Raw genomic sequence first — 23,273 nt, forward strand, 5'->3', positions numbered from 1 at the left:
AAATGTTCCGAAATATGTATACATGGACATTATATCCGACTAATTCTGGACAGGCAACACCGTCAACTTTCGGTCATTTGGGGACGGCAAAAACAGTAATATTTATCTAAACTTTCCAAGACCCATATCCCCAAATTGATAATTAATAAAATATAGAAAAAGAACTGCATTGAGTAAGAAAGAGAAACGGAACAAATGCTTTTGAATTCTTACTTTCCACAATAAAAATAAAACAAGGAAATTTATCAACATAGGATTGAATGTATATGTCATTCTTTCGTCTATAAGAGATACTGCATTTGGATTCAGCCAATCAATAAATTTGTCTGACATCTGTGCTATAACGGAAAATATAATAATACACCAAAATAAAATTAACAAAATTACTTTCTTCACTTCAATCCCCTTACCTTCTCTATATTATCTCTTGTTTTAATTTTAACATAAATTCACATAGTCCTTAACGATGGTTTAAAACCTTTCGGAAATCATCCAATCAACCTTATCAGCGTTGGTATTCTTCTGTTTGATGAACTTCGCTTCGTATCAACCTCCTTATTTAAATCATAACAACTTTCGACCTAAAATTAACAACGAAATTAGCACGACTTTTGACATATGACCAATAGCCATTGTCTAACTACTAATTGGTATGCTAATTTATGTGTCATTTTTTACATTTTTCACTCACAAACACTGATATATCAACAAAAATAAAGAGTCCTATTCTTTTGAGAATTGGACTCATAATTGTACTGTTAATTTAATTTTTCTACCTTAAAACTGAACTACTTATTCCCGGATTACCCCCTTCAGAATTTCCCGTAGCATTTCAAGAAATGTTTCCATGATTATCACCTCCTTCCTGAAAAGAAAGAAGATTGACAACCAGCCACCCTAACAATATTCAGTTGCAACTCTATTCTATCGTTTTCTACAAATATAAAAACCTATCAATCTTCGACAAAATTCGGGGCGTGACAGGCACCGTATTCTTTCTTTCGTACCTGTTCAACAACATGACTTATGGCTTCAATAACAAATTCCGGCCGCGGCATCTGTAGGCTGTGCCCCTTGCGATCACTAATCTTATGGATATGGTTGGTGGAGCGGGAAGCAAGTTCTCTCTGCATCTCCGTCCATGTATCACCATATCCTGGGTTGTTCACAACCACAATTGGAAGGTCTCCAAACTGAGGTTTTTCCGCACTATTATTCAATTGATTCACCGCAGTGTCCAAATGCGACCAGGCCCCTTTAAATTCTGCTCCAGCAGCATTACCGGCAATATTGCTGTAGATAATTCCTTTCCATTGTTTGTATTCATCGGAACTAATTTGCTGTTTGTAATACGACTTCTCGTTACCAAACATCGGGACAATACCTAACACGTTTCCTAGAAACCGTGGAATTCCAAACGGAGAAAGAAGTCGCAACATCTTTAGCATCAAGCCGAGGGCGGCGAATCCCTGTTTGAATTTAACATCGTCCTTTAAAAACTCATGGGTGGAGTCCAAGAAGACCAAGCCTGCCACCTTATCGGGATATTCCAAAGCATAGAGCCGGCTAATAAGTCCGCCTAAAGAATGACCGACAATCACATATGGTCCTGGAATTCCAGCCTTGTTTAATAGATTATTAAGTTCCCTAATGGTATGATCGGGGCTTGGCGCAGGCCCCGGACCACTTGATCCCAACCCTGGGCGGTCATAAGTAAACACGCGGGTAAACTTGCTAACTTCATTGCAAATATGGAGCCATGAATGAGTAGAATCTCCCGCTCCATGAAGCAGGACGACTGTGGGCCCGCCCTGACCACGATCGATCATGTGGAGACGATAGCCATCCACATCCATCATTTGACCTGGAAGGGATCTTCGCGCATCCCGATTTCTTGAAACCCGTTCGTACACGATCCCAAGTAGAACTACCAACACAACTGCTGTAAGCCCAATTATCATCTTGTTAACCCCTAATTCCATAATTTTTCAAAAAATAGATTCAAAAAACGTCACATTGGATCAATGTAAATTTCTAAATAAGAGTGGCACCATTTGATCATTAGCCCGTTGTACTATGTTTATTTCTTTTTCTTTCCATGCGTTTTTATCATAGGCAACATTGCCATTATGCTTGAAATCCAATTAGGAAAAGCAAAAATATTATTTAATCGAACCTCACTAATAAATACACAAATCCATCCTCCGTTTCAGCCGTAAATGATCCCTTAGCACATGATTTGGCATCGTTTCTCACCACTTTCTAAAGAACCCTTTTTGTACAATTCTATTAGGAAATTATTACTATATGAATAACTTTTATAAAAGCAAAAAAAACGACATCCTCCTTAATCACGTTATATGTTTTATTATCTATAGGTAAAATATACCATGGTGCAATTTTACTCTTCAATAAAAACATTTGATAATTTGCAACAAATGAAAGCACGAATGGGTACATTTTGGAAGGTAAATGATCATTCTTTGACTAAATCCCCGATATCTCAACATTAATCAAACGTTTGGTTAAAGGTGCCACCAACCTTCTTCATCACCCATTTAAGAGAAAAGCATGTCGAGCCCCCCTTATATAAAGATTGCGTATGTATATAACTAATTGGACTGCTGCTATCCTTTTTGGAATGTAGGATGATTAAATACCTAAACTAGCAACGGGTTTTCATTCTATTACTATAAACGATTCCACGAAGTCCCTTGGGACGTTTCTCAGGTTAAATACCATCTAGTATTGAACGTGGACAAGAGCTGTGTGGGGTCTGACCCCACTGACCAAAGGCATTCCCTTTAAGACGCTTTAAATCGCTTAATCGTTTTCGAAATTTGTTTTTTTACAGGCATCCATTATCATTAAAAATGTTTCAATCCTGTTATAAATATTAAAAAAGAGCCCATACTGTTTCTTTTTCGTAAGATTAACATTATAATGCGCACTAGATGATTTTTTTTAGGGGAAAATTATACTTCTAGCTTATGGAAGGAGATCGATTATGAAAAAAATAATGTTTACATTAATAACCGGTCTAATGGCCGTTGTTTTAGCAGCATGCGGAGGAAATGAAGAAAGTAAAGAAGCTAAAAATGATGATAAAGCAAAAACAGCGGAAACCCATCAGCAGAAGGAACAGCAAAAACAAATGGAAGAAATGCAAAAGAAATTAGAAGCACAGCAAATAGATGAAAAGAAAACTGTTGCCAAAGTGAATGATAAAGAAATTTTAGGAAGCGACTATAATAGCGCTTTAGCATCTGCACAAGGACAAATGCAGCAAATGGGACAAGATCCGACTTCTAAAGAAGCTGCAGAGCAAGTGAAAAAACAAATAATTGACAGCTTAGTCGGTCAAACTCTTCTTCTTCAAGAGGCAGATAAAAAAGGCTATAAAGTTTCAGAGGCAGATATTAATAAGCAGCTGGACGAAGTGAAAAAACAGTTTAAAACAGAAAAAGAATTCGAAGCCGCTCTTAAAAAATCCGGCATGGATATGAAAATACTTGAAACTCAAATAGCTGACGATATTAAACTTAACCAGTACGTTGAGAAAGAAGTGCCGGCTGGTAAAATAACCGATGAAGAAATTCAAAAAACGTATGATCAATATGCGGAACAAGGAAAGAGTACTGGACAAGAAGTTCCTAAGCTTGAAAAGGTAAAACCGCAAATCGAACAATCTCTCCAACAGCAAAAAAAGCAGGAAAAACTCGCTAAGCAGGTTGAAGAGTTAAAGAAAACTGCGAAGATTGATATTAAGATTTAAGATGTTGCACTCAAAAATGAACAGCTCAAGGGGCTGTCGCTCCCTTAATGGCTACAGTGTCACTATATCTGTCCGATATGTCACCGTTTTACCATCACGCTCTACCGCATTAAATTTTAGCTGAGTGGGGGTCTGACCCCACTGGCCCAGGATTGAATCCAAGATAGATGCGGTGGTCCAATCGATACAGGAACTGCCCAACCGGATGAATGCGAGATCATAGATTGAGTTATTTCACTGCGATTAAGGGTGGACCGCTCTGCTCCTATCGGTGCAGGGTGGTTAACTTATAAGGTACCTTTCTATTCCCTCGGATCTCCTCCCACCGCTTCCAATACAATTGACGGCCCTTTTTTGCGGCAGCACCAACAAATTCCTATTGATTTCTCCATTAGAAATGACCAATCAAACGTTTGATTAAAAACCTTATTATCCTTGATAGATAAACATATGAATGCCTAAACCTTTAAATAGATTGACGAAACCCTTTTTGAAAAATGACAGATTTCTAGCCTTCCCGACTATATCCCTCTTTAACAGACTAATTCCTACCATATTCCCCTGCAAAAAAACTAAATAAACGTTTGATTGAATTCGCTTGAATCCCTTGTATATCAGGATTTCATTCAATAAATAGGAAAAAAACTTGTCGGCAATTTGTTCTGAATGCTATTAAAATAAGCAGTCTATCCTCTTAAAAGGACAGCTTCTCCACAAACAATCATTCTTTGACTAATTCCCCGTTATCTCAACATCAACCAATGTTTGATTGAAATTGGCCTCAGTCTGATTACAGCCACAAGAATGTACCATCTCTTCCATGGTTTTTACAAGCAGTTGCCACGAAATTTACCACTTGCTGTCAAGGTATTTACCAATCGAAAAACGTCAACGATTTTAAAGGAAAAAAACCTAAATCCTACCGAAGACTTAGACTTATGGTCTTCCGTAATCACGCCGATTGTGGAATATCATTTTCTATTGAATAGTATATTGTACGCGCAAAAACTAAAACACAGAAAATAGCCGTTCATCTTTTTTATTAATAATCATCATCAATACCACTTATATATTCTCGAGCCATAGACATGTTAATGTCTAATTCTGTAAGCACTTGAGGCTCCCCTGTTATTTTGGGATCAACTTTTACACGAACCCCAGACTCAAAGAGTCGATCATCCTTTCGATGATTCTAACTATATAACAGAATTAAAATTAGATGGGATTCGGATTATCCTTTCCAAGTTCAACAAGAGTGTCGCCGCCACCCTTATATCGTGTAGCCTTATCATTCGCTGAACCCGATAAGCATCCCAAAACTCTCGGTAGACGGCTGTCCGGACACGCTTACCACAAAGGGATAGCTCGGGGGACGAACAGGGTTATGCGACAGTGGCTCAGTTTTCCGCGTGACGGTGGTACAATGGTTCGCGGAACGGTGGTGGCTCAAATGCAGCGAAATATGCATTTCGATTGAGATTGAAAAATCGCCCTGCGCCAGTTACAATCAAGGTAAGAGCAACAAAGTAAATGCAGAAATTCTACATTATTGTTTTTTGGGTTAAAAGGTAAAAACATAAAACGTCATAAAGGGAGCGTTTTAATGAAATTCAGAGAAGATTATGAACATACGCGCATTGCAGGAAACCAAACAACGTTTTCAGGAGTTATAGAACAGCTCGGCAAAGAACGTATGGGGAGAGAAATAACCAATGAAGAAGCATGGGATTTAGTTGATACTTGGCATATGTACTTTACTGAAGAAAAGATAATTGAAAAATTCATCGAATGGTGGGGCGTTGTAGAAGGCGCTTCGGTTGATGATATTTATATTCAAAACAATATGTTCTGGTATAAAGATGAATGGAAAACCTATAACGATGGCAAACCATAACCCTGCATTGAAAACACCATTTGGAAAAAATAGGTCAACGTTCGTTAGAAGCAATGGTTTTAATCACCTGGGTATGTGGTGTTTTCGTTGTTCGAAAAACCAATAAAGAAAATAATGAAACTAATAGCGTAGTCATTACAGATGATGTGGACCAATTATGGGAGCATCATCTATTTTTTTCACCTCATCTGTTATGTTGTTGTCCGCATTCCAGACCACCTTCTCTATCATGGATTCATCCCCATAATAACCTGTTTGTCTCCTTACGCTACGAATCCAGTTGTATGCAACACTAGGGATATCAACTTCTCTATTTACTTGAAATACGCCGCTTTGAAGAGCTCTGGTTCCATTAATAATCATATGAATATCGATTGTGATTTTCATGACTTCCCTCAAATATTATTTATGGGTAATAGTTTTCTCACGGTGATATATTAAATTTAGTCCATAAAATTAAAAAAGACCATCATTGGGGGACGAATATCAGTAAACTCAAATTTCAAAATAACTCAGAAATATGTACCTCTTCTTTGCAATTTACACAATATCCTCTTCCATTAGTTAGTGGAACTGGACAACCACATTCACAATATTTTATGTCTTGTTTTGTTTGGTATAAAGGAACAAATCTATGCCCACAATATTTACACTTTTTCATATAGCTGTTATTTTCTCTATTGCATTTAGAACATATCAAATTTCATTACCCCATCCACTTTTTTATGTATCTATACTTATTTCTAGAGTTGTGATATTTTCCCCTGCAAAAGTAAAGAGGAATTTCTATTTTAAAGCAGTAACCTGCGTCGTTAGTACATTAATTCGCAAACATCAACATTGTATATTTATTTATATATTCAGAGATAATTCATAACTACTACCAAACATTACACCAGCACCCAGAAGAGTTTGTTTCAGTACATTCCTTTGCAAAATCATCAAAGATATTTATTGCGTAGTAATTTTCAACTGTGCCATATGAAGTTATTTTGGCTTGATAAATATTTCTACCCATAATCTTATAATTGATTAAACCTTTATCAGCAAATATTCATAGGCTTGATTGCTAATCTTGCTCATTACTGTGGTTATAATTACGTTACAGTAAATTACGGAAACAATCCTAAGTTCAATATAAAATAAAAAAGGAACTAACTAAGATTTTCATCTATAAAGAGAATACTCTTAATTAATTCCTAATAATATTTTTTTCAGTGATTAACTTTACTAATTAAGTATTAATTCATTAAACCACTTCTCGTATTGTTCCTGCTTTTCATCAAAAACTTTGTATTTCTCTTCCTTCATAAAGTAACCGACAAATATTTCTCTTATGGAATTGTCAATTTCTTTTAACAATTTTCTCATGTCTTCAGGCGTTGAATTTACGGGTTGGCCATGAACAGCTTTAGACCTAATTTTATATAAATCCTTTACTAATTTAAAAAAGATTTTTCTTTCTTCAAAATTATTCCCCATAAACCGAGCAAATCTTTCAGAAACCTTATGTGTCACTTCAGAACTATCCGAAGTGAACAAGCACTCTAATACTGAACAATAATTCATTATTTTAATTGGTAATACGGACTCATAGCGAGCCAACATCATGAAATAGAATGCTCTTCCTATACGACCATTTTCTTTTGTTAGAGGATTTCTAGAAGGTAACCTTTCACCACCAGTATCTTTTAAATCCGTTTCCTCTTTTAGTAAAATGTTGTAATACTTTATCGCTAGTTCTAACTCTTCAGTAGTAAAAACTGTTTCGTTAAATTCTCCAAAGCAATTTGTAGGAGAAGATCCAATAGCATTACTATGTATTGTACCTTGAAAAGGACGTTTATTTGGATATAAGTGTAAATATCCCGTCTCCAAGTTTACACTATTATCTTTAACTAACCAGAGTGAATTTAAAAATAGCTGCATTTTCCTCATAAGGTAATTAAGATAAATAGTTGGAGGGTATTCTCCTTCGAAAACAATTTTTAATTGATTGAATTCACCTATTTCATAAAAATAGGTACAATCTTCTAGTGCTCTTGCTTCGAGGATACCAATCGCATTTACAAACGCTTCGTTTACGAATAGCCTTTTATAATTCTGAGCACCATTTGATATACGTGCATTCTCATCAATTTTTTTCCCTCGTGATAATAAATTGTTTATTTTAATATCAAATACTTTAACAACAAAATGATAATTCATTTCAAAACGCCTCCAAATATTCACTCCTTTTAGAATACAATAAAAAAATTAAATAAGAGGGAAAATTCATTTTTTTATTTTTCCTCAGTATTGAATTCGCTATAAACTACATTGTGTTGAACTCACAAAAACGCTGATAACCTTGATATATATTTCTCATGCAACACTGAAATTATTAGTGAAAGAAAATAAATGGATAAATACTACCGTTCGTCAATTTATGACATAAAAAACGCCATTCCATGATTGGAAAGACGCTTCTTTGAAAAATAAATTTAATACCATAATAGCATGACTTAAACAAAATGCACTGTCGATATACTGCCAAAAGTCTGCCTATTTTCTTTAACGAGTTTAAAATGGAGGATCTATTTTATTATTATTATTATTTGTTGGATTAATGATTTTGTCCAACATAGGATGGATTGGAAATTGTGCAATCTTAGCATTTTTGACTAAACCTTTTAATTCAGCATAAATTCCCAATAACAAATAAAGAGCATAAAAAGTCCCTTCAGGCAATCCATTAAATGACATAAATCCACTTAAAACCTTTCCAATTGCTAAGAGTAGGTAAGAAAACAAAAAAAGTTGAAGATTTTTCAAATTACCAATATATTCATCTTGGTTTTTATACTTATTTGCAACAATTCGCATTATAAAATGGGCGATTGAAAAGAACAGAAACGCATAAAGGAGGATGTTAAACTCCCCAAAAAATAAATTTAAAATACTACCTATAAGTAATATTAGGGCTTTAGCGGTATGCATTTCTATAAAGTTATCCCATGCGCTTTTTATTTCTTGGAATTCAATAACAGGTAAACCACCAAAGAAATTCCTCATACGATTATCAACCTTTCGATTTGGTTGATTAATTATATGTTCAGAGTTCTGTCTAGATGAAGAATAATTGATTTTTTCGGTATTAAGGGATTTAGATGACAACTCCATATATTCATAGGCTTTTTCAAAAACACCTTCATACTCACTGATTATTTTGGATGATTCGCTTTTCTCTTGCGCTTCCATAATTGACCAGTAGAGATTTCTACTAGCTCCCAAAAGTTCATTTATATTCTCATCAACTTCTTTTTGCTCTCTATTACGTTTTCGTACCATACTTTGATAAATCAAAATCTCATCATTTAACTTCTTCTCTGCAGTTGCCAAATTATCACCTCCTACCTATGGGAAACTCTACCTAATCTATTTATAACAAATTCACTTTTTTCCTTTAATAAGAATTTTTTGCTCTTTTCTAAAACTTTATTTAGTTCTTGTTTTCCATTAAAACTTATTGGTGTTATAAGCTTAATAACCAAATAAGAATTTGTATCACCATACAATGCTTCTAATCTGATATGTTTATTATTTTTGATAATTTCAAAAGCAAAATCAGATTTAACTATTTTCCCAAATTTATCTTCATTAGAATTCAAAGTAAAAAATTCTACAACTTCATTATTATCCTTGAACTCTAAGAAACTTATTAGTTCAATCGAACTTAAATAAATTTCACCACAGGCAAATACATCTAACTCACTTAATAATTTGCTAACAATCCTAAAATAATCATCACCTTTTAATGCAGTACAGATCTGAACACCCACTTTATCTATATTACAAAATATAATAGGGTAACCATCACTAAACTTCACTTCATTCGATTTTATCTCCAATTCTTCAAAATTGAAATTATCTTTTATCTTTGGAAGAATTGAATGATTCAATGTAGAATATGTCCATTTTGGACTTTCTATCCGAATTGTAAGAACAAATGGTGAATAAAAATCTTTTGACATTTTTTACACCTCCGACTAACCAGAGTAAATTATACTACTTAATTTGACACTATGGCTAAATTTCCCTTTGTATTTCTTTCGACAAATATCGACAATTTGTTTTTTTAACACTAATATTATTTTATTATTTTTCAATAGGGCAAGGCACCCCTATGATTACTCTTCTTTACTTTTATAAACTTCAATTTTCAAAAGAAAAGCAAGCTTATAAAATATTCTAGCCTTTAATCGATAATACTTTCTTTCACTATAACCAATTTCATTAAATATCTCATAATCAAATACCTCCTCATCATCTAGGTACCTTTTAATTATTAGTTCTCTTTCTTTGAATGCTAACCTGTTAACAGCTTGAACAAGTAGGTTCTAATCCAAAAGTCGGGATGGAGTTTCCTATTCCCTTGCCCTTTTATAAATCTGATGCGACAGGCACCAAACAGATTATTTCAAATATTATCGGTCTCTGTGTATCCGAATTTTGTTAAGGATTGAACTTCGGTCAATATCCAAAGAGGCTATTGGCTATATATCCTCTAGGAGTGTTCCGGGACAAGGAGCCTGTCCCACCGTCCTCGGGCTTCCCCCGTGCAGCCAATCCCACTCAAAGATTTCTCCATTAATCGTATAAAGATGGGGTTGATCTTCATTGCGCCTTTCATATAACCACTCATCATAATAGCGATAGAACTTCTTGCTTAAGATGCCATAAAAGTAGGCAATCGGCTTTTTGACGGCTTTTGTGAATTTCAGTTTTCTGATTAATTGTTTGAAGGCATCAATGGCGATACCAACGATGACATCCGTTTCTTCGTGAAGTTTATAGTCAAACGCGATGATATGAACCATACGCCAATAGTCTTCGATTAATTTGGCCTCATCGAAGAAGCATTTAACGAATTGGACAAAGTCCTGTGGAACTCGGTTGCTCACGAAGGTGTGATCTAATTCAGACGGTTCTTCTTTACGTTTTTTTATCTTTTGATCTTTTTCAGTTTTTAAAAGATTAGTAGTTTCATTTAGGGGGTTCAATGTTTCCTGTTTGGGTGGTTCACTTAAGGGAAAACGATTAAATACATAAAGATTACTGGACTGCGAACCATTTTTCCGTTCGGTTTCATAAACAGCGAAAATCCCTAAATCTTTCGACTTCCCGATCATCCGTTTAAACGTAGAACGGGAAATACCGTTATCGTGGTATTCATCATGAATCGCTTTTAAGACCGTGCCGATTTTGGCATTGCATACACCAGGAATTTTCGCAGCAAAACGAACCAGCCGCTTTAAACCGACCAGCTCCCCTTTTGAAAAATCAGCCTTGTGCTCCAGCAGCCACTTTTCCATATGACAATTAAACTCTTTCAAACTTTCAAATTGCGAATACTGTTCAAACCCATCAATACTGCCTGATTTCAAATTCAACGTGTTGCGCCACCCTTTCACCGCTTGTTGCCTCGTTCGGCACCTCTACGATATCGGGTTTTACAGAAAGAATCGAACGCCTCAAAATCACTTTTGGCAGCGTTTTTTAACCAAAAACCTTATTTTGGCCTTCAAAAGTGATTTTTGAAGGCGATTTTTGCATTTATGGTCAGTTTTCCTATCAATTTAAGCACAGGTACCGTTCTTCTGCTTTCCTTCGTGAAAAAGCATTTCCGTTCCAGAATCTGACATTCCTCAACTGTCCTCTACTATTTTGTAGGTATGCTAATAGAACAGAAAAGACGTACTAAAAATTTAATGCAAGATGAGCTGGCATTTAACTGCAACCTAACAAGAAAAGCTATAAGCAATATTGAAACAGACAAAAACCTGCCCAGTTTACCTCTATTAGTAAAAATTGCAAACGAATTAGATATGAATGGTTATGAACTTTTAAAAGAAGGCTGTTTTCTAAAAGATTGTTGCTAATAGATATTTTATCTTAAAGAGGATAAATTCGAGACTTTTATAAATGAAAAACGTCTTATTGTATAAAGGGGAGATAATTTTGAAAAATATAAAATGTTTAATTGCCTTTATAGGTTTCATTTCAATTTTTATAGTGGGTTGTTCAAATGTAAAAGAACATGAAGAGCAAATCATTGAAGTTCAAAAGCGTATTGGTGATGAAATTAAATACGAAGACTTTAATGAAATTACCAAAAATGAGCAAGTTCAAAAGGTAAAAGAAATATTAGACGATATTGATTGGCAAAACGCAAAAGTAGATATGGTTCGCCCTGCTGATTACCAATTTAGTTTCCACTTTACTAATCCAAAAATAAAGCAGGAAAAAATTGATTTATATGAACTTTGGATAAGCCCAAATAAAGATAAAGTGGAACTCGTAATAGACGCTGCGAGCAGATATATTCAATTAGACAAGGATAAGTCCGCAGACCTATTTGAAATAATTACAGGCGAAAAATTATCTGGTCAATAATATTTTATTCGACCTCGAAATAGAAGTCCTTCATTATGCATTTCTAAGTAATTCAATTGTTGTTTAATTTGCCCACATAATTGAACGCCGCCCGACCGTATGATATCGGTCAAGAAAGCAACAATCTATACGAAAACAGCCTAAAAGAAATAGAAGAACGAGGATTATTAGAAGATTATCTGCGAAAATATGATAAAAACAATGACACCGAGTTTTAGGAATCCAAGTAGATTGCATCAAAGACTGTACCAAATGATTCAGAAGTAGATCAGCAACATCGTTAACAAAATATTCACAAGGGTTTTTCATAATGTTGAAGAATTTAATCAGTATCAATTAAAAAGGTCGTGAGTGAATGAAAGGACCGACAGGATACGAGTATGAAGAGGATGGAGTATTGTATCGTGTTTTTTACATCCATAAAAGCAAAATCAAAGGGATTAAGGTCATGGCACGCTCTGGTAACAGAATGGTTATTGAATATGGCCGTACTCCTAAAGAAGCTGCAAAAAAGGCAAAAAAACTATTACTAACCCCAAGCACTAAATGATTAAATTTGGAGTCAGTCCCCGATGCATTAAAGCGGCGGCGGACTGACCCTTTTTTCCCGATAAAATCTGAGCGGTGACAGTGGCACCGGAATTCTTAAACGTCAGTTGGAAAAAATGCAAAACCTACAAGTTTGCGTTCTTTCACCAATTTTCTCAATGGGTTAAACCATACAAACGTTTAATTAAATTTGCTAGAAACCGCAACACATAGGGATTATTGCGGTTAAGCGGACAAAAATTTTGTCACTTAAACAAACGTTTATTTAAATGGCTGCAGAAGCCAGTGAGATCAACGATTTCCCGCTATAATTTGAAAAAAAATTAGCGAAAGTTGGTTTATTGTCTGAATCCTGTCCAGCCTGATTACCATCTGCCCTCAAGGAATGACATTCCTCGATAAAATCCCCTTCTGAAAAACAAATCAAACGTTTGATTAAATTGATCGCGAAACCCGCTATTTAGGGACTCTACTACTTTGGCTGCTAAAAATTTTGTCAGTTAAATAAACGTTTGATTGAAAATGGCTTAAGAGCGCTCCAATGCTGGATTTTCCTCTCCAACTGGATAAAAAGCATGTCGAGAACTGGCAAGTAGGAATATTTTGGGCAGATAGGTTAAATATCAATACCACCCAAAGGAAAACCTCTGGATGGTATCTTGGATAATGCCTGGCGCCCTGTTTCTTTTCAGCACACTATCCTAATAATCTATCAATCTTCGGCAAATTTCGGTTGGTGACAGGCACCGGGATTACAGACCAAAGTCCTTTATTCAAAATGAATTTCCTTTTCTTATTGGTCCAATGCTGATGATGTCTTTATGGACATTAAATTTTGCAAACGGAAACTTTAAAAAGTTTATTATCTTAATTGCTATTGGCCATGTATCTCCAATTACCAGGTTATTTACAAAAATAAAACTATATAAATTAGTTCAATTTAACAAATTTCAATTCTTCCTATATTTTTTTATAAGGCCTTTTTGTTATATGGATTTCAATACCTTTATGAAAAATACAAAAAAACTAATGTTTATTAAAGTCATGGATTCCTTAACTGCATAAAATTTGATTTAAAACAATAAAAAAACCCGGCTGATTAACAGTCGGGATGTTTAAAAGGTATAATTAATCAATGTAATCTTCTACAATTCTTTTCATAAAATGAACTTCAGAAGCATAAGTTGCCAAAATATCGATATGATTCTTGATCGAACCAGTTTCCATTTTTGATTTTACCATAAGTAAAGCTAAATCGTGGATGACTTGTTCTTTTGGCATTTCAATAGAGGATTTGACCATAATAAATTTTGTAATATCCATTATTGGCACCTCCTTCCTTTTATTACTATTCGACAGGAAAGGAGAAAATCCTTCATTTAGGATGTTAAAGTCGGGTGGTGACCAGAATTATATTGCTTATAATTCAAAAAAGAGTCGGCCAATTCAATTAGAAATGATCGACTCTCACTTACTTATAAGAATTTAATTAAATCTATTAAATCCATGGGTGGATGATTCATTAACTCTTATTATGCAATGCAAGTTGGTCTAAACGCCTAAAGATTCGGAAATCCACTATACAATCGAATACCCTAATGCTTGAATATCCCTATTAAACATCTGCACGGTTTCTAGAGATATTTGTTCGAGATTTTTACCGACATTAGAAATTTTATCAAGGATAGCAGGAGTGCATGTGATAATATCACATTGGCATTCCTCAGCTTGAAATATATTTAATAGCTCTCTCGGACTTGCCCAAAGCAGTTCCGTCCCTGCTTTTTCATGACAAATTGCTGCAGCTTCTTTCATTAAAGGAACGGGATCTACCCCAGAATCGGCAATTCTACCAGCAAAAACGGAAACCACATTATTGGTTCCTTCAACAAAGGTATCAACCACTTCACGAACCTGATTAAGAGTTAAGATTGCAGTTATATTGAGAGAAAATCCTAATGCTGATAACTTCTTAATTAATGGAATGGAAGACTCTCCTTTGGAATTGGTAATAGGAATTTTAATATAAACATTTTCTCCCCAGCTTGCAATCCTTTTAGCCTCTTCCTCCATTACTACAAAATCATCCGAAAATACTTCAAACGAAATGGGCCTATCAGGTATATACTTTAAGACTTCCCTGGAAAACTCTTCATAGTTCTTAATTCCAGCCTGTTTCATTAGGGAAGGATTAGTTGTAAATCCTTTGATTATTCCTAATTGATATGCCTTTATCATATCTTTCAATACGGCACCATCAGCAAAAATTTTAATTTTCAAGTTTTCCATAATACACAACCACCTTACTTAGAAATTTGATTAGTATCTTCATAATTATTGATTGTAACTGATTTAGTCTTAATGAAATTTGGAATAAACAATACTAATACTAACGCAGCAACAATGGCATAGACCCCGGTAGTACTAAAGAAATTTCCAGCCTGCCCTATCAGAATTCCTAGTACAGTAAAGTCAACGTCACCGAAAGTGGTATTGGCAAAACCTAATTCACCTAAAACAGGCAATAATAACGCTGGAAGGAAAGCAAGGGCAAGGCCGTTAACAAATGATCCGATGATTGCCCCCCTACGTCCGCCAGTTGCATTTCCGTAGATTCCTGCTGTTGCACCACAGAAAAAGTGCGGGACAAGACCCGGGATAATTAACACCCCACCAGCAACTCCCAAAACAAGCATTCCAATGATTCCACCAATAAAACTACATACAAAGCCGATAATAACAGCCGTTTGGGCATAAGTGAAAAATACTGCACAGTCGACAGCCGGTATGGCATTTGGAATAATCTTTGTCGCAATTCCTTGGAAAGCAGGAATTAAATCGGCAAGAATCATCCGTACTCCTGAGTACACAATGGCAACTCCAATCGCAAACTTTAAACCAGCCATTATTGCGAATAAGTAAGGTGACATGTCTCCGGATAATGTGGAAACAAATGTTGGTCCTGCAGCGATAGCAGCCACCAAATAAAACACAATCATTGTTAATGCTGTAGAAATTGTAGTATTCCTCAAAAAACCCCATTTTTCTGGAATATTCAACTTTTCTGTACTATTTTCTGGATTCCCAACCTTACTCCCTACCCATGCGGATAAATAATACCCTAAACTTCCAAAGTGGCCCATGGCAACTTCATCACCGTCAGTCACTTTTAAGGTATATTTTTGACCAATTGCAGGAGATATTGCACTCCATGCACCTAAGATAAATCCGCCAATCACGATCAGTAATGTCCCAGTTAATCCAGATGCACCTAAGACAGCGGATAATAAACAAGCCATGAAGAAACTATGATGTCCAGTTAAAAATACATACTTATATTTGGTAAAACGAGCGAAAACAATATTTAGAACCAATCCGAGCACTAAGATCGACATCGTTTCCACACCAAGGATTTTTTGAGCAGTGGCTACTACGGCCTCATTATTCGGCACGACTCCCTGAATATGAAATCCCTTTTCAATCATCTTTCCAAGGGGAGTTAAGTTAGAAACGATAAAATCTGCACCTGCTCCCAACATAATATAGCCAAGAATGGGACCTAAAGTACCCGTAAATATTTTATGACCTGGGCTCTTTAAAGCGACTAAACCTACCAAAGCCATAATACCGAGTAAAAGCGCCGGCTGGGACAATACATCCTTCAAGAATTCAAGTAAGGCTGTAAGAAAACTCATAATGAATGCTCCTTTTACATAAATTTGATTATTCTGAATTTAGATTACAAAAAAATTAGATAAATACTACTTCTGTTGGTTCAGTTCTTTTAATATTTCTAAAGTATCTTCTTGAATTTTCTTCTTATTGATATAGCTTCTTGTAACGGCAACCCGTTGACTTTTATCAAATTGCGCAGCTAATTCACTGATCGTTACAATTAAATCGCATTGGCGGCCTTTTGCCGCATTAAAGTCAGACGACTCTACCACAGCCTTAATCCCGTTTTCTGAACAAATTTCTTCAATTTTCATTTTTAACATTAAACTGCTGCCGATTCCATTTCCGCATACTGTTACAATCTTCAACATTTGAACTCTACCACCTTTTATATTATTTACTATAACGTTCAATTAAAGAAATAATTGATTCAGAATTCTTCGCTGCAATCATTTCCACAATATTCGTTTCTTCTTCAAGCAGTTCTGTCAACTGACTCAAAGCCCTTAGATGGGTTTGATTATCTATTGCTGCTAAAACGATGACTAGGTTCACATCTTTATCGGGATTCCCCTTACTAAACGAAACGGATTTATCAATTTTCAACAAGCTCATTCCAAGTTTTCTAACACCCTCCTCTGGGCGTGCGTGCGGAATGGCTACATTGGGAGCCAGAACAATATATGCACCCAGTTTTTTGACATTGTCAATCATTGCTTCAGTATAATTTTGTTCAATTGCTTGCACATCCAAAAGTGGTTGTGCCGCAAGCTGGATTGCGTCTTCCCAACTCTCAACGCTTTCAGTTAACTGGATCATCTCTTTTGTTAGAAGTTCTTTTAGCACGGGCTTATACCTCTCAATCCTCTCAGCCTTTGTTCCAACTAATAGTTTAGTAATCGTTGCATAAAGCCCTTTTTCATCATGTACTGTAGTGAATAATTTAATTACTTGCATTAAATTGTTCACACTCGGATTAACCGATTTCATTCCGTGTAGGATGAAATCAACACCTTGAATAATATTGACTTTATCCAATGAGGTCAAAATAGGATGTACAATAATAATTGGCTTTGTCGTTTGGATCATGACTGTTGAAAAAACGATATCAATATCAGCTTCTTTGCTGTAATCGTATTCCCGCATGGAAATAACTCTTTCTATTTCAATTTCTGGTACTAATTTTTCAATCTGCCGTTTCAGCATATTAGATGTACCTAATCCATTAGGGCAGACGATAATAGCCGTTTTTCTCCTAAATGGCAAACCTTTTTCATGCAGGAATGACCCAAAGTGTAAGGTGACATACCCAACCTCATCATCGGAAATAGGGGCCATCACCAGTTCTTCAAGCTTCTTTAATGACTTTTTAACTAGAATGAAAAGGTCAAAGTGTTCCTCTTTAATTTTCTCTAAATATGGATTCGAAATCGGAATATTAAAGATCAACCGGTAATAAGCGGGCTTTAAATGCATAACCAATGAATTCTTCGCTTGTTCACGATCCGTAAATTCCACACACGCCAGCAATTCAAATTCCGAGAGAATCTCATCAATTAAGTTATAAAGATCGTTATCTGTATGTCTTTGATAAAAATGATGATCATAACGAAGGTTCAATCCCAGAAGTTGGATCGTTATATAGGTGATTTCCGCTTCTGTAACTTCAATCTGTAAATCACGTGTCAGTTCAATTACAGCGTTATAATCAGCAGTTTCCTTTATTGTTTGTATCACTTCCACAGGAAAGGAGATAGGATGATTTCCTTGAATCCGAATAAAAAGTATGGTTAAAAACGCTGACATCTCTCTCATCTTTTCTTCTACAAAGGCAACATTAAGATGCTCTTCAATATTACTTAGAGAAACAGATACATTTTTTAACCGTCTTTTAAAAGCCCCTTTCCCTTCCCGTTCATCATATAATACAGCGAGGAGGTTCATCCCATTTGTCTGTTGGACAACTCTAGAGATGCTTTTCACCAACAACGATCGGATATCCGTTTCATCACCAGATAAATGGTAGCCTTCTTGCCTGTTATAATGGAGGGAAACCCTATAATTATTTGCGGTTTTGCCAGCATTCTTAATGCTGGTTAGGACTGTATTTCTACTAATCTTTAAAGAGTCTGTCAGATGGCTTACAGATAAGTATTCAGATTTAATAAATAATTGAATCAAAATCAAGCAGATTCTCACTTCGTGGGAAGGTGAATACTCCTGTACTTTCACATTAGGAAATGAAGTTAGTGCTTGCTGTCTAACTTTTTCATGTACTATTAGTCCATGTGCACGTTTATTTGTAATAAGGGGGAAATCCTGCTCTAATAACCATTCATTTATCTTTTGCAGATCATAATTCACCTGGCGTCTTGAAGAATTTGTTTGTGTCTCAAGTTGTTTCATTGTAATAAGTGGACTAGATAGTATCAGTTTAAATAAATTAGCGGCGCGCTCATCTAACATTGTTTACCTCCCCCTTGTTCCAATTATAGCTCATTAAAACAATGGGAGCGCTTCCATTTGGTCCAAATTTAGTTCATTCCATTGTCCACAATTGGGTTAAGTCGGCAGCAGGGTGAAGAGGCATATGCCGCTTATTTCCGTTTTTACAACTGGTTCATTTCAGCTTTATCCTTTAGCACACCTGACTGACAAATCTAAACAAAATTCCCTTCTATTAAAACTAAATAATCGTTTGATTAAATAGGCCAGGAATCCCGTCATTTAAGGATTTAAACGATTCGGCAGCTAAAAACTTTGTCAGTTAATTAAACGTTTGTTTAAATTGGTGTATTTCCTGGAGATATCGATGTTTCTTTCCTTCATATCAAAAAAAAATTGACGAATGTTGGCTTTATATCTGGGTCCACTCAGTCATTTTTACCTAAACCACTCCCAAACCAACAAACCCTAACAAAATATCCTACAGAAAAACTAATTAATCGTTTGATTAAATAGGCCAGGAATCCCGTCATTTAAGGATTTAAACGATTCGGCAGCTAAAAACTTTGTCAGTTAAATAAACGTTTGATTGAAAATGGCCTGGGCGGGTACCATTGCTATATTTAAACCTTCAAACCGCTAAAAACTTGTCGAGAATTGGCAGGTAGTTATAACATCAATACCAACCAAAGGAAAGCCTCTGGATGGCACCTTGGATAGCCTGGCACACTGTTTCTTTTCAGCACACTATTCTAAAAATCTCTCAATCTTGGACAAAATTCGGGTGGTGACAGGTACGGTAATATAACATTTTAATTGAGTTGATTTCGGCTACAAAATCGCTACTCTGGTTCTTAAATTCTACAAATCTCGACATAAATCGGGCGGTGACAGGCACCGGAATTAACGGCCGATGCCGCCTGCGTTAATTTCAACTGCTTGAACAACACCATCTGGATCGATGATGAACGTTCCGCGATCAGCAACACCATCTTCTTCAATTAATACATCAAAGTTGCGAGATACTTGGTGAGAAGGATCACCGATCATTACATAATTGATTTTGCCAATCGCTTCTGAATGGTCATGCCATGCTTTATGTGTAAAGTGTGTATCTGTTAAAACTGAGAACACTTCAACTCCAAGACCTTGAAGTTCAACATATTGGTTTTGAAGGTCCTCAAGCTCAGTCGGGCACACGAATGTAAAGTCTGCAGGATAGAAGCAAACAACACTCCATTGTCCTTTCATGCTTTGTTCAGTAACCCGATAAACTCGCCGTTACCAGCATCGTAAGCTTTTGCTTTAAATGGTAGAATTTCTTTTCCGATTAGAAACATAATAAATCTTCCTCCTAGTATGGTTAGTAAATGATAAACAACTATTAGTTTGGACATAAAGACAAAACTTTAATTAACGAAAAATAACTTTGTATCGATATTAATTATCATTCGTTAATTTCAAAACTTATTATCATATGGAGTTTGCTTTTTGAAAAATAATAATACTTAAATTTTTAAAATAATTGTTGCCAATCAATGAAAAAAGCCAGTCCTATGATTCAGGACTAGCTTTATGATAAAAAAGGTTATTTCACAGGAAGCTTATCTTCCTTCATATAACGATAGATCGGAATCTCATCGCCTTTTTGAACAGGGATGAAGTTAAATGTGACGTAGCTATCAACGGATTCAGGTTCAAGAGCTAAAGCGATAAAATTGGCATTTGCTTGCGCCATGGAGAAAACATAGCTTCCTTTAGGGAATTGCTTGTTTTTCGTTGAGATCTCAGTTGTTACTTCTTTCGTATAGTGACCGTTTTCAAGTGTGGTAGATACTTTATTGTTTGTCACTTTGTAACTTTCAATGGAAAGAGTCACTGGTTTGTCGAGCTTCTTCACCTCGACGCCGAGAATCTGAAGCTTACGTGCAATATCGTGGTAGGCTGGAGGCATAATGTAAGCCGTCGGACGTTCACGCTCAAGTGTGGCGTATGCCTCTGTAGAATCTTCCCAATCAATTGGAATGGCGGTTCTTTCTCCTTTTGCCAGATCAACGACATCTAGCGTTTGATCCTTAATCAGCTTGTTTTCGCTTTGAACCACAATCTTATCATTATCGTTGATGCGTTTCCCTTTTCCAATGACCTCTTCACGGGCATCTTTCACTAGCTTTTTAATCGTTTGCGCGTTTTTGGCTGCTGCCTTAATAAAGTTGGTCTGTGCAATGGTTTGAGCGTAGACGCGGCGTTCAAAGTCTGCACGCCCGATATTGATACCACGAGTTTCTATTAAGTAAGTGAGTGTATTTTTCAAGCCAAGAGCATTTCGACCGATGCGTGTTTCCGTGCTGCCTTCCGTTGCAACAAGTTTGCCATCTTTATCTGTGCTAAGGGTATAGTAATCGTGATGAGTGAGTTTTTCTTTATCAAGTTCCTTTTGAACTTCAGGAAGGAGAAGCTGATCGGATGCTTTGCGAACCTGTTCCGGGATGTTTAAGTTTTTGGCCGAAGAGATGAGCAGGTCATAGGATGTGACGGAACCTTTTTCGCCATATGGCTTTAGCAAGGATGAATTGACCGTATATTCATGTGCATCAAGAACAACCTCAGGCTGATATTCGTTAAAAGCTTTATAAACTGCTTGTACTTCTGGATATTCAACTTTCATATAATCACGGTTTGCGTCGAGATTTGTCGCGATTTGCCGCTGAAAATAGTATGAGCCATCTGGATTAATCCGCGGTACAATCACTACATTCACTTTATCAAGGACATCGCCAAGTTTCCCTTCAGCTAGTAGCTGGGCAACGACAAGGTTTGACTCACTTGCAGCTGGCTCATTGCCGTGAATTTGTCCTTGAATCCAAACAAGTGGCTTCTTCTTGTTGTTTTTGACTTCTTTTAATTTATCCTTCGTGAAAACGATGATAGGGATCTCCCGGCCTTCTAAAGATTGGCCAATGATGTCAAGGTGAACATGCTTGTTTTTATTTGCTAGTTTTTTCAGAAAGGACATCATTTCTTCCTGACTAGTAAAGGCGACTTTTCCTTTTTCAAATCCGGGTGTTTGAAATTGCATAGCTGGTTTTGGAAAGAGGTGAGCGATATTTTCTGGCTGAACATAGCTCGGGCCTGTCCCATAATAAGGGGTAAATTCACTCTGAACCTCTGCCGCATATGTCTTTTCTTGAAAAATCCCCCCTGTAAAAGGCAAACTAGACGAAAATGTAAGCACTGCAACCATGGAAGTAACACGTAGCACTTTCTTCATTAGACACTCTCCTAAATTCAGAATTATTACATAATTTAAAATCTAACACAAAAGGTTAGGAATGAAAATGAATAAAGTATACTTCTGTAAAAAACAGGAATTTCAACCTAATCTTATTTTTATAGAACTGGACAAATGGCATAGAAGCACCTTTTATCGTATCAAAGATTATCCGTAGAAGGGCTCATTAAAAGATTGTCATCTTTAAAGATGTGAAAGAAAAAACCACTGTTTAGATTCGTGACGGTTACAATTAATTGTTCCCAATCTAAAAAATGAAATTTCCTATTTAATAAACTCAGACAGCCCCATCTTATTCTTGTTCAATCAATGAAATTTGGCATAAGTGTCACATTTTAATGGCAATATTCATTTTATCGTTTACTTCACTCATACGAACAATCTAACCACTGAATATTTTATGAAGGGAAAGTCGGCCGATTATCTGGTCAATCGGCTTAAATGGTTTTACAAAGGGATCATTACTACAAACAAATGGGGGATAAAAGCCGATTATTTACTATCCGTTTTTGTTAGGGAAATCAATCCTAATGATTTCCCCAATCTATCAAAACGGGACTTTGCGATCATTAATGAAAACAAGAGCTACAGTCTATCGGACTTCCAAGATGATGATTTAACCTTCTAAAGAACTGGAAGGTGCCAGCACAGCCATTAATTTGGAATTCCTATACGTTAGCTGGAAACAATGCATAACCCTCCAGTTTGCGTTCGTTCACCAATTTTCTCAATGGGTTAAACCATACAAACGTTTATTTAAATTTGCTAGAAACCACGACACATAGGGATTATTGCGGTATATCGGACAAAAATTTTGTCACTTAAACAAACGTTTATTTAAATGGCTACAGAAGCCAGTGAGATCAACGATTTCCCGCTATAATTTGAAAAATAATTAGCGAAAGTTGGGTTATTATCTGAGTCCGGTCCAGCATTATTACCATCTGCCCTTAATGATTGACATTCCTCGATAAAATCTCCTTCTGAAAAACAAATCAAACGTTTGATTGAATTGTTTGCGAAACCCGTTATTTGGGAATTCAACGGCTTTGGCAGCTTAAAATTTTGTCAGTTAAATAAACGTTTGATTGAAAGTAGCGTAGACGGGCATTATTGCTATATTTAAACCTTCAAACCGCTAAAATGCATGTCGAGAACTGGCGAGTAGTTATATTTTGTGCAGATATGTTACACAACAATATCACCCA

20 protein-coding genes and 2 pseudogenes are annotated in these 23,273 nt (G+C 35.9%); 7 read left to right on the forward strand and 15 right to left on the reverse strand.

The genetic code is table 11. The annotated features are described in order from the left end of the window. Positions 1-102: 102 nt before the first annotated feature. Both ACIQCO_RS26695 and ACIQCO_RS26700 read right to left on the reverse strand, forming a co-directional pair. Positions 103-396 carry a hypothetical protein gene (locus ACIQCO_RS26695; protein ID WP_400435043.1) on the reverse strand — a complete coding sequence of 98 codons (294 nt, stop codon included), beginning with the start codon at positions 394-396 and terminating at the stop codon, positions 103-105. A 557-nt stretch (positions 397-953) separates the two neighbouring features. After that, positions 954-1,961: an alpha/beta fold hydrolase gene (locus ACIQCO_RS26700; RefSeq protein ID WP_400435045.1), complete on the reverse strand. Its 1,008-nt coding sequence runs from the start codon at positions 1,959-1,961 to the stop codon at positions 954-956. A gap of 1,046 nt (positions 1,962-3,007) precedes the next feature. Between ACIQCO_RS26700 and ACIQCO_RS26705 the strand changes: the two genes are divergently transcribed. Together ACIQCO_RS26705 and ACIQCO_RS26710 are read left to right on the forward strand one after the other, a co-directional pair. Next, on the forward strand, positions 3,008-3,775 hold the full coding sequence (locus ACIQCO_RS26705; protein ID WP_400435047.1) for a SurA N-terminal domain-containing protein: 768 nt from the start codon (positions 3,008-3,010) through the stop codon (positions 3,773-3,775). A 1,603-nt stretch (positions 3,776-5,378) separates the two neighbouring features. Continuing rightward, positions 5,379-5,669 (forward strand): hypothetical protein, encoded by a 291-nt coding sequence (locus ACIQCO_RS26710; protein WP_400435049.1) that lies wholly within the window; start codon positions 5,379-5,381, stop codon positions 5,667-5,669. Positions 5,670-5,804: 135 nt separating this feature from the next. Here the strand turns inward: ACIQCO_RS26710 and ACIQCO_RS26715 are convergent, their stop codons facing one another. The 6 genes and pseudogenes from ACIQCO_RS26715 to ACIQCO_RS26740 all read right to left on the reverse strand — a co-directional run bounded on the left by ACIQCO_RS26715 (position 5,805) and on the right by ACIQCO_RS26740 (position 11,101). After that, positions 5,805-6,056: a hypothetical protein gene (locus tag ACIQCO_RS26715; protein WP_400435051.1), complete on the reverse strand. Its 252-nt coding sequence runs from the start codon at positions 6,054-6,056 to the stop codon at positions 5,805-5,807. Between the two features lie 843 nt (positions 6,057-6,899). Continuing rightward, positions 6,900-7,877, reverse strand: a complete 978-nt coding sequence (locus ACIQCO_RS26720; RefSeq protein ID WP_400435052.1) for a hypothetical protein — start codon at positions 7,875-7,877, stop codon at positions 6,900-6,902. A 354-nt stretch (positions 7,878-8,231) separates the two neighbouring features. Beyond that, complete coding sequence (locus ACIQCO_RS26725; protein WP_400435054.1) at positions 8,232-9,050, reverse strand: hypothetical protein; 819 nt, start codon at positions 9,048-9,050, stop codon at positions 8,232-8,234. A gap of 11 nt (positions 9,051-9,061) precedes the next feature. Then, complete coding sequence (locus ACIQCO_RS26730; RefSeq protein ID WP_400435056.1) at positions 9,062-9,682, reverse strand: hypothetical protein; 621 nt, start codon at positions 9,680-9,682, stop codon at positions 9,062-9,064. 156 nt (positions 9,683-9,838) lie between these two features. After that, positions 9,839-10,036, reverse strand: a pseudogene (locus ACIQCO_RS26735) (ArpU family phage packaging/lysis transcriptional regulator); the annotation flags it as partial. A gap of 168 nt (positions 10,037-10,204) precedes the next feature. After that, positions 10,205-11,101, reverse strand: coding sequence for a hypothetical protein (locus ACIQCO_RS26740; protein ID WP_400435058.1), 897 nt, complete (start codon positions 11,099-11,101; stop codon positions 10,205-10,207). Between the two features lie 282 nt (positions 11,102-11,383). Between ACIQCO_RS26740 and ACIQCO_RS26745 the strand changes: the two genes are divergently transcribed. The 4 genes from ACIQCO_RS26745 (at position 11,384) to ACIQCO_RS26760 (ending at position 12,654) form a co-directional block, all read left to right on the forward strand. Further along, positions 11,384-11,590, forward strand: coding sequence for a helix-turn-helix domain-containing protein (locus ACIQCO_RS26745; RefSeq protein WP_400435060.1), 207 nt, complete (start codon positions 11,384-11,386; stop codon positions 11,588-11,590). Between the two features lie 79 nt (positions 11,591-11,669). Continuing rightward, positions 11,670-12,104 (forward strand): YhfM domain-containing protein, encoded by a 435-nt coding sequence (locus ACIQCO_RS26750; protein WP_483874180.1) that lies wholly within the window; start codon positions 11,670-11,672, stop codon positions 12,102-12,104. Positions 12,105-12,184: 80 nt separating this feature from the next. Beyond that, positions 12,185-12,322 carry a hypothetical protein gene (locus tag ACIQCO_RS26755; protein ID WP_400435064.1) on the forward strand — a complete coding sequence of 46 codons (138 nt, stop codon included), beginning with the start codon at positions 12,185-12,187 and terminating at the stop codon, positions 12,320-12,322. A 137-nt stretch (positions 12,323-12,459) separates the two neighbouring features. After that, the gene (locus tag ACIQCO_RS26760) at positions 12,460-12,654 is read left to right on the forward strand and encodes a hypothetical protein (RefSeq protein WP_400435066.1); all 195 of its coding nucleotides are present in this window, start codon (positions 12,460-12,462) and stop codon (positions 12,652-12,654) included. A 1,127-nt stretch (positions 12,655-13,781) separates the two neighbouring features. Here ACIQCO_RS26760 and ACIQCO_RS26765 read toward each other — a convergent pair. The 7 genes and pseudogenes from ACIQCO_RS26765 to ACIQCO_RS26795 all read right to left on the reverse strand — a co-directional run bounded on the left by ACIQCO_RS26765 (position 13,782) and on the right by ACIQCO_RS26795 (position 22,044). Then, on the reverse strand, positions 13,782-13,976 hold the full coding sequence (locus ACIQCO_RS26765) for a hypothetical protein (RefSeq protein ID WP_400435068.1): 195 nt from the start codon (positions 13,974-13,976) through the stop codon (positions 13,782-13,784). Between the two features lie 255 nt (positions 13,977-14,231). Further along, the gene (locus ACIQCO_RS26770; protein ID WP_400435070.1) at positions 14,232-14,942 is read right to left on the reverse strand and encodes a transaldolase; all 711 of its coding nucleotides are present in this window, start codon (positions 14,940-14,942) and stop codon (positions 14,232-14,234) included. 14 nt (positions 14,943-14,956) lie between these two features. Continuing rightward, complete coding sequence (locus tag ACIQCO_RS26775; protein WP_400435072.1) at positions 14,957-16,348, reverse strand: PTS ascorbate transporter subunit IIC; 1,392 nt, start codon at positions 16,346-16,348, stop codon at positions 14,957-14,959. A 66-nt stretch (positions 16,349-16,414) separates the two neighbouring features. Continuing rightward, positions 16,415-16,699, reverse strand: coding sequence for a PTS sugar transporter subunit IIB (locus ACIQCO_RS26780; protein WP_400435074.1), 285 nt, complete (start codon positions 16,697-16,699; stop codon positions 16,415-16,417). A 22-nt stretch (positions 16,700-16,721) separates the two neighbouring features. Then, complete coding sequence (locus ACIQCO_RS26785; protein WP_400435076.1) at positions 16,722-18,794, reverse strand: BglG family transcription antiterminator; 2,073 nt, start codon at positions 18,792-18,794, stop codon at positions 16,722-16,724. Positions 18,795-19,679: 885 nt separating this feature from the next. Continuing rightward, positions 19,680-20,113: pseudogene (locus ACIQCO_RS26790) on the reverse strand (redoxin domain-containing protein); the annotation flags it as partial. 248 nt (positions 20,114-20,361) lie between these two features. After that, positions 20,362-22,044, reverse strand: a complete 1,683-nt coding sequence (locus tag ACIQCO_RS26795) for a M14 family metallopeptidase (protein ID WP_400435078.1) — start codon at positions 22,042-22,044, stop codon at positions 20,362-20,364. 346 nt (positions 22,045-22,390) lie between these two features. Here ACIQCO_RS26795 and ACIQCO_RS26800 point away from each other — a divergent pair, with 346 nt between their 5' ends. Then, on the forward strand, positions 22,391-22,693 hold the full coding sequence (locus tag ACIQCO_RS26800; RefSeq protein WP_400435080.1) for a hypothetical protein: 303 nt from the start codon (positions 22,391-22,393) through the stop codon (positions 22,691-22,693). The last annotated feature ends 580 nt before the right edge of the window (positions 22,694-23,273 follow it).

Origin of the sequence: Neobacillus sp. NPDC093127 (genome assembly GCF_044754175.1) — a bacterium.
GTDB lineage: Bacteria > Bacillota > Bacilli > Bacillales > Cytobacillaceae > Neobacillus.

Coding starts and splice junctions, on each gene's coding strand:
- ACIQCO_RS26700 (WP_400435045.1), bottom strand. CDS start 1,961: ATGATAATTGGGCTTACAGCAGTTGTGTTGGTAGTTCTACTTGGGATC.
- ACIQCO_RS26705 (WP_400435047.1), top strand. CDS start 3,008: ATGAAAAAAATAATGTTTACATTAATAACCGGTCTAATGGCCGTTGTT.
- ACIQCO_RS26710 (WP_400435049.1), top strand. CDS start 5,379: ATGAAATTCAGAGAAGATTATGAACATACGCGCATTGCAGGAAACCAA.
- ACIQCO_RS26715 (WP_400435051.1), bottom strand. CDS start 6,056: ATGAAAATCACAATCGATATTCATATGATTATTAATGGAACCAGAGCT.
- ACIQCO_RS26720 (WP_400435052.1), bottom strand. CDS start 7,877: ATGAATTATCATTTTGTTGTTAAAGTATTTGATATTAAAATAAACAAT.
- ACIQCO_RS26730 (WP_400435056.1), bottom strand. CDS start 9,682: ATGTCAAAAGATTTTTATTCACCATTTGTTCTTACAATTCGGATAGAA.
- ACIQCO_RS26745 (WP_400435060.1), top strand. CDS start 11,384: ATGCTAATAGAACAGAAAAGACGTACTAAAAATTTAATGCAAGATGAG.
- ACIQCO_RS26760 (WP_400435066.1), top strand. CDS start 12,460: ATGAAAGGACCGACAGGATACGAGTATGAAGAGGATGGAGTATTGTAT.
- ACIQCO_RS26765 (WP_400435068.1), bottom strand. CDS start 13,976: ATGGATATTACAAAATTTATTATGGTCAAATCCTCTATTGAAATGCCA.
- ACIQCO_RS26770 (WP_400435070.1), bottom strand. CDS start 14,942: ATGGAAAACTTGAAAATTAAAATTTTTGCTGATGGTGCCGTATTGAAA.
- ACIQCO_RS26775 (WP_400435072.1), bottom strand. CDS start 16,348: ATGAGTTTTCTTACAGCCTTACTTGAATTCTTGAAGGATGTATTGTCC.
- ACIQCO_RS26780 (WP_400435074.1), bottom strand. CDS start 16,699: ATGTTGAAGATTGTAACAGTATGCGGAAATGGAATCGGCAGCAGTTTA.
- ACIQCO_RS26785 (WP_400435076.1), bottom strand. CDS start 18,794: ATGTTAGATGAGCGCGCCGCTAATTTATTTAAACTGATACTATCTAGT.
- ACIQCO_RS26795 (WP_400435078.1), bottom strand. CDS start 22,044: ATGAAGAAAGTGCTACGTGTTACTTCCATGGTTGCAGTGCTTACATTT.